At 63.2% G+C, this 9316-nt stretch carries 9 protein-coding genes and 1 pseudogene; 4 read left to right on the top strand and 6 right to left on the bottom strand.

The genetic code is table 11. From position 1 onward, the window contains the following. Positions 1–134: 134 nt before the first annotated feature. Entirely contained in the window at positions 135–401 is a 267-nt protein-coding gene (locus ACLP4W_RS14325) for a hypothetical protein (RefSeq protein ID WP_442386921.1), read from the top strand. Between the two features lie 329 nt (positions 402–730). On the opposite strand, the gene ACLP4W_RS14320 is transcribed toward ACLP4W_RS14325, so the two are convergent. The 3 genes from ACLP4W_RS14320 to ACLP4W_RS14310 all read right to left on the bottom strand — a co-directional run bounded on the left by ACLP4W_RS14320 (position 731) and on the right by ACLP4W_RS14310 (position 4534). Beyond that, positions 731–2008: a serine hydrolase domain-containing protein gene (locus ACLP4W_RS14320; protein ID WP_442386919.1), complete on the bottom strand. Its 1278-nt coding sequence runs from the start codon at positions 2006–2008 to the stop codon at positions 731–733. Positions 2009–2442: 434 nt separating this feature from the next. Then, positions 2443–3711, bottom strand: coding sequence for an IS110 family transposase (locus ACLP4W_RS14315; protein WP_442377438.1), 1269 nt, complete (start codon positions 3709–3711; stop codon positions 2443–2445). A 391-nt stretch (positions 3712–4102) separates the two neighbouring features. Next, positions 4103–4534, bottom strand: a complete 432-nt coding sequence (locus tag ACLP4W_RS14310) for an Hsp20/alpha crystallin family protein (protein WP_442377437.1) — start codon at positions 4532–4534, stop codon at positions 4103–4105. 328 nt (positions 4535–4862) lie between these two features. Between ACLP4W_RS14310 and ACLP4W_RS14305 the strand changes: the two genes are divergently transcribed. Next, on the top strand, positions 4863–5753 hold the full coding sequence (locus tag ACLP4W_RS14305; protein WP_442377435.1) for a universal stress protein: 891 nt from the start codon (positions 4863–4865) through the stop codon (positions 5751–5753). 65 nt (positions 5754–5818) lie between these two features. On the opposite strand, the gene ACLP4W_RS14300 is transcribed toward ACLP4W_RS14305, so the two are convergent. Together ACLP4W_RS14300 and fdxA are read right to left on the bottom strand one after the other, a co-directional pair. Further along, a complete protein-coding gene (locus ACLP4W_RS14300) occupies positions 5819–6628 on the bottom strand; it encodes a universal stress protein (protein WP_442377444.1) in 810 nt (269 codons plus the stop codon). A 109-nt stretch (positions 6629–6737) separates the two neighbouring features. Beyond that, positions 6738–7079, bottom strand: a complete 342-nt coding sequence (fdxA, locus tag ACLP4W_RS14295) for a ferredoxin (protein WP_442377433.1) — start codon at positions 7077–7079, stop codon at positions 6738–6740. A gap of 127 nt (positions 7080–7206) precedes the next feature. Here fdxA and ACLP4W_RS14290 point away from each other — a divergent pair, with 127 nt between their 5' ends. Continuing rightward, positions 7207–8190: an Acg family FMN-binding oxidoreductase gene (locus tag ACLP4W_RS14290; protein WP_442377431.1), complete on the top strand. Its 984-nt coding sequence runs from the start codon at positions 7207–7209 to the stop codon at positions 8188–8190. Between the two features lie 203 nt (positions 8191–8393). Continuing rightward, a complete protein-coding gene (locus tag ACLP4W_RS14285) occupies positions 8394–8666 on the top strand; it encodes a DUF1918 domain-containing protein (RefSeq protein WP_442377429.1) in 273 nt (90 codons plus the stop codon). 279 nt (positions 8667–8945) lie between these two features. On the opposite strand, the pseudogene ACLP4W_RS14280 reads toward ACLP4W_RS14285, so the two are convergent. Then, positions 8946–9316 (bottom strand): annotated as a pseudogene (locus ACLP4W_RS14280) (type I glyceraldehyde-3-phosphate dehydrogenase); the annotation flags it as partial.

The raw sequence follows: 9316 nt of genomic DNA, 5'->3' as shown, positions 1-9316 counted from the left end.
CCACCGAACCACCCCCGGATGGCATCATCCGACGCGCCCAGCTGCTACGGATTGAGCTCTGAACAAAGGGCCGCCATTGATGAACGCGAAAGCGGAATCATGAACGGGCACAGCGAGATGGTCTGCGTCGGCGGGTGTCGATCGAGACCTACGTCGACGGCGACGGGCCCGCCGTCGTTGTCATCCCGTCCTATAGGCGAGACGGCGGCGAGGACTTCGAGCTGTTCACCGTCGCCGTGGTCATCGGCTCACTGATGGACGCAGCCCTTGCCGCAGCACTAGTTTGCCTGCAGCGGGGCGACACCACCGAACAGCTGAAAAGCGCGGTCCAACAAGCTATGGGCATCGCGGTCACAGGATTGCGCAATGTCAGATCAGCCGTCTCGCCGGACCAGGAATAATCGGCACGAGATCCACAGAATTGACAATTCCTCTGGCCAAGTCCGCGGAGCGCCCGTTCCCCCAACTAGCGGCAAGACGCCTCCAAGCCCATGCCTGACCACTCCCCCGGCGGGGAATACGACGGATTCAAATATGCAGCCTTACCAGTAAACGGCCGCGTTTTCATCAGATGAATCAGCAGCTGGTGGTGGTTCCTGTCCGATCCGGGAAAAGGTGACAGTAATCCGGGAAACGTCCGTCGCGTGCAGTCGTGTAGCGCCATCGCGCTGAGTGACACGGGGTCCGTCAACGCGGACCACCAATGAACAAGGTTCGAGTGCGCTCGCCTTTAGCGGCCGGCTTTGCTGGTCGAGCCCATTTCAGGGTAGGGCGCACCGAACTGCGGCACGGATTCTGTACCGCGCGTGTGGGCGGCGGCGACGGCGCGCCGCACGGGCAGAATCAATGGCACAAACAGGATTTGGTCGACGACCATGGGCGTGATGAGCCGGTTGTGCACGAAGGCGAACGAGCTCTTGGTGATGGGATCGGCCCATCCGATGGTTCCGCCCAGGCCGGCGTGGCCGAATCCCCGTAGCAGGCCGGGCACCGGCGATCCGTGGTAGCCGAGGTGGAAGGACATCGGGAACAAGATGTTGAAGTCAGGCCGTAGGCTCAGCTTCCCCGCTAGGCCACGCGCTAATTCCGATGACAGAAACTGCGTTCCGTCGATGCAGCCGTCGTTGGCGAGTGCACCGTACATCTTGGCCAGCCCCCGCGCTGTCACCACGGCATTGACCGAGGGAATCTCACTGTCCAGAAACGGGATATCGCCCTGGATCAACGATGTGATGCCGGGGACATACATCGCGCCCAAGCCGCCGGCGATCGGCATCTCGGCGAGTCTGGGTGCCAAGCGGTCGAAAACCGGGTTGGCCCTGGTGGTTTGGGGAAACATGATCTCTGCGACCTTGGTGGGCGCCTCAGCCGGTGGGCGCCCGAGGTGCAGACCGTCGGTGTTGAGCGGATGTGCCAGTTCGGCACGGATCAGCTCGCGCATGCCCACACCGGTGACGGCTCGGGCCAGACCCGATGCCAGCCATCCATAGGTGAATGCGTGATACGCCGAGCGACCGGCCAGTCGGCGATCGACGGGTGCGGCGGCCACCCGCTGTTCCATCAGGCGGTGATCCAACAACTCGTCCTTGCTCACCCCCTTCAAGTGCGACAGCCCGGCGCGGTGTCGCATCATGTCGCGCACGGTGATCGCGGACTTGCCGTTGGCGCTGAACTCCGGCCAGTACTGCGCGACAGGTGCATCAAAGGACAGCAGTCCGCGGTCAACGAGCCGGTGAAGGACCGTCGACGCCAATCCCTTACTCGCGGAGAAGACCATGGCGCCGGTATCGGCGCTCCACCGCGCCTCACCGTGCCGGTCCGACCAGCCGGTCCACACGTCGACGGCCGGTTGACCGTCTACGTACACCGAAAGGGCCCCGCCGCCGAAACGGGGGCCGGGAAACAGGCTGGCGAACGTGCGCACCGCACAGGCGAAACGAGGATCGGCGGCGCCGTGGACTCCTTGCGGCAGGCCGCCGCCCACCTGAAGAACAGATCGGGGCGTCATGGCACCACAGACAGGCCTGCCGGCGCATCATCGGCCCAAGCCTGCGAACAGCAGCAATACTGATGCATGAGAATAATGTTACCACTATTGGATAACGCCATTCTGACCTTTTGCGCCGCAGCTCGGACTGACACATCTGATTTCTCTGCTCCTTGCGGTAGCCGTTATTGCGGCGACATGTGGATTCATCGCATCAGCTGTTGTGCGGAGGAACAAGCGACGCGCACGCGGGTTTTTCCTTCTGGGCTTCTTCTGTGGATTGATGGCGGGCGCGATCCTGCGCGGAAGGCGTCGCGGCCTGAACGCGCTCGGAGCCGTCGCCCGGTGCGCTGACGTCCGCCCACTGAGGGCCGGGATACGTCGTGGCACTAATCCGAAAATGAAGGTGACGTGCGTCTGGTGTGGTGCACGCGTGTGCGGTGGTGCTGTGCGGGTCACGCGGCAGGGTTGAGGGTTACCGCGTAACCGAGGGCTTCGAGTTGGCGGATGTGGTTGCGTTTCTTGGTCTCCGAGTTGACGTGGCGGGTGAAGTGATCGGCGCCGAGATCGGTGAACACGGCCTGTTCGTCGGACAGCAGGTGCCAGACGATCACCAGGATCGAGCGACCGACGGCGACGATCGCCCGTTTCTTGCCGCGGCGTTTGGCGATACGGCGGTAACGCTCCCCGAGGAACGAGTCGGTCCTGCCGGCCACGACCGCCGACTCGCCGAGGACCCGGGCGAGGTAGCGGTTGCCGTGTCCACTGGATCCGTTGCCCTTGGACTTGCCGGCCGAGGAGCAGATAGCGGGAGAGAACTTCGCCCACGAGCACAGGTGCCCGGCGGTGGGGAACCGAGACATGTCCACCCCGACCTCGGCCAGGATGATCGCGGCGGCGACCGGACCGATGCCCGGGATGTCATCGAGGCGGGCCGCCGCCGACGCGAAAGGGGCCAACTGCGCCTCGATCTGTGCATCCACTGCGGCGAGGTCGGCGTCGATCGCGTCGATGCGGCCCAACATCCGGGCGAGCAAGAACGCGTGATGGTTATCGAAGTGCCCGTTGAACGCTTCCTCGAGGAGGCTCATCTTGGCCCGCATCCTCGAGCGCGCAAACTGCGCGAGCACCTTGGGGTCGCGCTCCCCGCCGATCAAGGCGCCCATCATCTCCCGCCCGGAAACCCCGAAAATGTCGGAGGCCACTACGGAGAGTTTGATGCAGGCGTCCTCGAGGAGTTTTTCGACCCGATTCTTCTCTGCCGTGCGGGCTCCGACCAGATCGACCCGGTAGCGGGTCAGATCCCGCAACTGCCGGATCGGTTTGGGCGGCACGAAACTCGGGCGCAGCATCTGCCGTTCGGCGACCTTGCACAGCCAGACGGCGTCGAGCGCATCGGTCTTAGGTCGACCTGGCAGATGTTTCACGTCGCGGGCATTAACCAGCCACGGGTCCAGCCCGTGCGCCTCGAGTAGGTAGAACACCGGCTTCCAGTAGTCGCTGGTCGCTTCCATCACCACCCGTTCGACACCGAGGTCGACCAGATGATTCGCCAGCTCGGTCAACGCCCGGGTCATCGTCGAATGGGTGGACACTTCCTGCAGTCGTTTCTTCGCCTGCGCCCCGGCGGGGACCCGGACGCAGCACACCACTTCCGCCTTGCCGATATCCAGGGCCGCGACCCTGGCGATGATCTGTTCCTCATCGTGAGATTCGGTCAACATCGTGTTCTCCTCACCGACTCGCAACCGCCACCGACTAAGTGGTCGCCAGGTGGGGATCACAAAGGGAAAGCAGAAATCTAATCCTCGTGCTCGACGATCAACGGCAACAGTGAAGGGCCCACGGCGCGATCCCCAACACCCGGCTAGTCGACGGCCTCGAAGGACCATAGAGCCACGGCGTCGACGAGGCGACCACCACACCATTTTCAGCCCGGAACGGGCGTCCCACCACGGACACTTTGGCTAGTTGTCCCATTGCCTTTTCCTTCTTATCAACCACCTACTTCGGCGTCGACTGTGTAGCTTGTGGAGGCGACTACAGGCACCTTGTGACCACTACCTACACAATCGACGTTCGACACGACGGCCAGTGCCTGACCGCTCGCCCGCGTCAGTTCGCGGACTGAATCGGGACGTGTTTTTCGGCGGGCTTCGCCTCGGCAAGTGGAACCGACACCATGAGAATGCCCTTGTCGTAGGTGGCTTTGATGTCGTCTTCGTTGGCGCCCGTCGGCAGCGACACCGTGCGTTCGAACGAGCCGTACGAGAATTCGGAGCGTCCGTTGAATTCCTTCTTCTCGGTGCGTTCCGCCTTGATCGTCAGCTGGCCGTCGCGCACCGTGATGTCGACGTCCTTGGCGGGTTCGATACCGGGAAGCTCTGCGCGTACCTCGTAGCGACCCTCCTTAATCTCGTCCTCCAGCCGGAGCAACCGGGCGTCGAAAGCCGGCTGGAGTCCGGCCAATGAGGGAAACCCGGCGAACAGCTCGGACAGCTCCGGAAAGAGCGAACGCGTCCGACGTCGAGCGGGAAGGGTTGTCATGTTGCCTCCTCAGGTCTTCGGTGAACTGACAATTTCGATCCGATCACTTGACCGATTTCCGCGGTAGGGACCGAAGTCCTGCATTGCAGGGCCGTTCGTCGGCCCGACCGTCACCGCTGTCCGCAACCTGAGCCAGGCCGGCGCCGACAATGTGCGGGCACCATGGGCGGAACGGGAAACCAATGTGCCGTATGTCCATCGCTGTGGGGACCAATGCCTCCCTGACTGGTGACAGCCCCGCTTCTATCGTCGTCGACAGAGCGCTCGATGCGTTGGACGCAAAGTGGTCAAGCCGATCGATTAGCGGGGTGATGGAGTGCCCGGTCCCATGTCACGTTCGGGAATCTTGGTAGGTGTCGACGGGTCATCATGTTCGGTGGCGGCTGTGCGGTGGGCCGCGCGCGAGGCGACAATGCGTAACGTTCCACTCACCCTCGTCGACGTGGTCGCCGTACCAGTGACTGACTTACCGATTCTGACGTTGCCCGCGACCCCAATCGCGGGTGAGCTGCTCGAGGAGCGCGAAGAAGACGCCCGGCAAATGCTCAGCAATGCGATCAGAGTTGCCGAAGACACCGCCGTGGGCAACGGCCGCCCCCAGATCAAGGCAGAAGTGATGTGCTCGGCGCCCGCGGCAACGCTTGTCAAGGAATCTAAGCATGCCGAGATGGTCGTAGTCGGGTCCCGCGGCCAGAGCACCTGGCACCGCCCCCTGCTCGGATCGGTCAGCACCGCGTTGGTACACCACGCTCACTGCCCGGTTGCGGTGATCCCTGACGAACTTTCTTCACAGCGACACCCCCTTGGTTCGTCGGTGCTTCTTGGGGTTGATGGTTCGCCGGCATCGGAGCTGGCCACTGCCATCGCGTTCGATGAGGCGTCCTGGCGCGGCGCCGAATTGGTTGCCCTACACGCCTGGAATGACGCCGATACCAAGCACCTTCAAACCATGGAATGGTCGGCGTTTGAATCCGCGGGAGAGAGAAACCTCGCGGAGCGCCTAGCTGGCTGGCAGGAGCGCTACCCTGACGTCGCCGTTCGCCGTCTGGTCGTCTGGGATCATCCGGCCCGCCACCTTCTCGACAGGGCTCAACGGGCTCAACTCGTCGTCGTCGGTAGCCGCGGCCGCGGTGGGTTCGCCGGAATGCTGCTGGGATCAGTCAGTACGGCCGTGGTCCACGCAGCATGCGTACCTGTAATCGTCGCGCGTCGACGTTAACGCATCGGGGCTAGCCGCCGTGTTCATAGGTTCGGCGGCGAGCACCGTGGGCGGACCGCTGCTTGTCACCTGGCTCGGTGAACGATCAGGGGAGCTTTTGCCGATTGCGCAAGAGCGGAACTAACCGAGCCCAACAGCATGCCGGGGAACCCACCGCGGCCGTGGCTGCCGACCACCACGAGTTGAGCGTGTTCGGATTCCTCAAGGAGCCAGTGGGCAGGTTTGTCGCAGACGAGCCGTCGCTGCACCTGCACGTCGGGATATTGTTCTTGCCAACCTGCCAGGCGTTCGGCCAGGACTTCCGTGCCTTGGGCTTCGTATTCTCGCCAGTCCATGCCGAGAATCGGGAAGACCCCCACATCGCTCCACGCGTGCAAGGCGACAAGATCCACCCCACGACGCGACGCTTCTTCGAAGGCCAACTCGATGGCCCCTTCTGACGCCGGCGACCCGTCAACACCAACCAAGACCGGTGCCTTGTCATCGGCCGAGCCTTCGTCTGCATGGATGATGGCGACCGGGCAGTGGGCGTGGTGTACCAGACCACTGCTGACCGAGCCCAGCAGAAAACGGCCCAGCGCACCCATCCCGCGGCTACCCATGACGATCATCCGGGCGTGCTGGGACGCGTCGATGAGTGTCGGCACGACGGTCGAACTGACCACTTCTGCGCGCAAGTCGGGCGGATCGGATTCACCCGCATTGGCGACGACGGTCTTGCGTGCCTGTTCGATGACGTCGCGAGCGTTCTGTTCCCACACCTCCGCGATCTCTGATTGCCTGGAAGGCGTCGGCCATTCCGGGATCGGGGGGACGACATGCATCACGGTGATAGGCACACTACGCATCGTGGCTTCACGGGTGGCCCAGCCTATGGCGGCGTCCTACTCGGCGGACCCGTCAACACCAACTAGGATTCCGTAGTCCGTTGATACCTCAGCCATGTCGCACTCCTATGAATCGTGACTGCGATCCGTGTGATCATCACCCGCGCGGTGGCAGTGCAGAGACCAACGGCGTGTCGACTCCCAACGGCCCGAGGTTGGCAGCGCCACCGGGTGAGCCCAGGGGTCCATCGCGGCCCGGCAAGGTCTCGCTGAAGAAGGCGGCGTTGTCGGCGAGGTGCTGGTACTGGTCTATCGGCAGATCGGTTTCGTAATAGATCGCATCCATCCGGCAGATCGACTTGCAGGCACCGCAATCCACACATTCGTCGGGGTTGATGTACATGGACCGAGCTCCCTCGTAGATGCAATCCACCGGGCACTCTTGCACACACGACTTGTCCATGACATCCACACATGCTCTGCCGATCACATATGTCATGTACGGAAGCGTATCTATTTCGCGATGCTGAAGGCTGGGGCCGAATGCCCATTTCCTCAAGGACCAACGGCCCTGTCGATTCATCGGGAAACCTCTAGCGTCGACATCAAGGTAGGCGGTGGTTGGTATGACGCAGACAATGCCGGAGCCCCAAGCGATCCGCGACGCGGTGATGCTGGCCTGCCGCGCGCCCTCATTACACAACAGTCAGCCCTGGCATTGGGTCGCCGAGCGCGGGCAGCTTCAACTGTTCGCGGATCCTAAAGCGGTGGTGCAAACCATCGACCGCTCAGGTAGGGAGATGATCCTAAGCTGCGGCGCGATGCTCGATCACCTGCGAGTGGCAATGGCAGTCGCCGGCTGGGATACCGCCGTCGACCGATTCCCGGATTCCCGTGATGCCGATCATTTGGCGACGCTCGAATTCAGTCCGCTTGGGTCGGTCAGTGATGCAGACCGGCAGCGGGCCGGGGCCATCCTGCGCCGCCGCACCGACCGGTTACCGTTCGCCGCACCCCGCCGCTGGGATTCGCTGGAAAGGCAGCTGCGTAGCCAGATTGACCAAGATACTGTGACGCTCGGCGTCATACCCGAAGATGCTCGCCAGCAGTTGGCGGAGGCGTCTCGGCTCACCGAAGCAATCCGCCATAATGACCCCTCCTATCAATCCGAACTACGTTGGTGGACATCGCCTTTCGATCTAGACAAGGGCGTCCCGCAGAGCGCACGAGTGTCCGCTTCGGAAGCCAGCCGTGTCGACGTGGCACGAGCCTTCCCGACAACCGGCTATGAAGAACGACGCGCGACGATCGACGTCGACCACTCCAAGATCCTGGTGCTGTCCACGCGCGATGACACCCGCCCGCAGGTTTTGCGCTGTGGCGAAGTGTTATCCGCTGTGTTGCTCGAGTGCACAGTCGCCGGGATGGCGACGTGCACCCTCACGCACATGACCGAAATAACCCCGGCCCGAGAACTGATCCAGGGGCTCAGCGGACAGCCCGGGCTGCCGCAGCTCTTGATCCGGGTGGGCAAGGTACCGGCGGTAGAGCGACACGTTCCCGCCACGCCCCGCCGTCCGCTGAGCGACGTCTTGGAATTCCGGTGCTGACGTCGGTGCGCTGCCGTCGGGCACCAGCCGAGCCGCTGACCGTGCCCCGGGAAGGATAGGCACCCATTGGCCGATGTCGCACCGCGACGGGTGACACGACAACCGATGGACTTTCGGCACACGAGGCTGATGGCGTACTGCTCTACCCCACACGTTCCTTTGGCCCGCACGATAGAAGCCGACCCGGACGAAAGGGGTTGGTGATGAAAGCCAATGTTGGAGATTGGTTGGTGGTCAAGGGCAGGACCAACGAACAGGCGGAGCAGCGCGGGATGATCACCGAAATGCATTCTGCGGACGGCTCGCCACCCTACATGGTGCGGTGGCTCAACACTGGGCACGAAGCTCTGGTGTTTCCGGGGCCTGATGCGGTCGTCGTCACACCGGCAGAGCAGCAGGCGGCCGACGAGCGGGCTCGGTCACGATTCGCTTCGGTGCAGGCGGCAATCACGAATCATCCGGCTGGTGATCGTTAAGCCGGCCGACGCAACGCGCACTACGAGGTGTCATGCCACTCACGTGTTCGGAACGTCGGCAGCTGACTCGGTTGCAGGCATACATCGTGGCTTCGGCGTTCTGGCCCCGGTTTAGTCATCCGTTGCTGAGGCGTCAGCGTGCTCGTCCGCCAGTCTCGACGGATCAGGGGATCCGGGAGCACGGACACAACCGCACTGCCCGACAACTGGATTGAATTCTGCAGATCAGCTCTCGGCAGTAGGTTTGCGTGCGCCCGGCCGCGACTGTAGATAGACGGCTCAGAGGGTAGACGCCACCAGGCCGGTCAGGTCGGCGAGGCGGTGAGAGTAACCCCACTCGTTGTCGTACCAACCGACGATCTTCACCAGGTCACCAGTGACTTTGGTGAGCCCGGAGTCAAAGATGCACGACGACGGGTCCGTCACGATGTCGGAGGAGACGATGGGATCCTCGGTGTAGGTGAGGAAGCCCTTCAGCTCACCATCGGCGGCGGCCGCGAACGCGGCGTTGACTGCCTCGGCAGTTGCCGGCTCGCGGACGATGACGGTGAGATCGGTGGCTGAACCGGTGGGCACCGGCACCCGCAGCGCGTACCCGTCGAGCCGGCCTTCGAGCTGGGGCAGCACCACGCTGATCGCGCGGGCGGCCC

The organism is Mycobacterium sp. (assembly GCF_052145595.1).
Lineage (GTDB): Bacteria > Actinomycetota > Actinomycetes > Mycobacteriales > Mycobacteriaceae > Mycobacterium.
Note: the sequence above shows the minus strand (reverse complement) of the source record. Positions and strands in the feature narration are given on the sequence as shown.

Bases quoted from the DNA above. Each gene is read 5' to 3' on its own strand.
- ACLP4W_RS14320 (WP_442386919.1), bottom strand. From the start codon at position 2,008: ATGACGCCCCGATCTGTTCTTCAGGTGGGCGGCGGCCTGCCGCAAGGA.
- ACLP4W_RS14315 (WP_442377438.1), bottom strand. From the start codon at position 3,711: ATGTTGACCGAATCTCACGATGAGGAACAGATCATCGCCAGGGTCGCG.
- ACLP4W_RS14310 (WP_442377437.1), bottom strand. From the start codon at position 4,534: ATGACAACCCTTCCCGCTCGACGTCGGACGCGTTCGCTCTTTCCGGAG.
- ACLP4W_RS14305 (WP_442377435.1), top strand. From the start codon at position 4,863: ATGTCACGTTCGGGAATCTTGGTAGGTGTCGACGGGTCATCATGTTCG.
- fdxA (WP_442377433.1), bottom strand. From the start codon at position 7,079: ATGACATATGTGATCGGCAGAGCATGTGTGGATGTCATGGACAAGTCG.
- ACLP4W_RS14290 (WP_442377431.1), top strand. From the start codon at position 7,207: ATGACGCAGACAATGCCGGAGCCCCAAGCGATCCGCGACGCGGTGATG.
- ACLP4W_RS14285 (WP_442377429.1), top strand. From the start codon at position 8,394: ATGAAAGCCAATGTTGGAGATTGGTTGGTGGTCAAGGGCAGGACCAAC.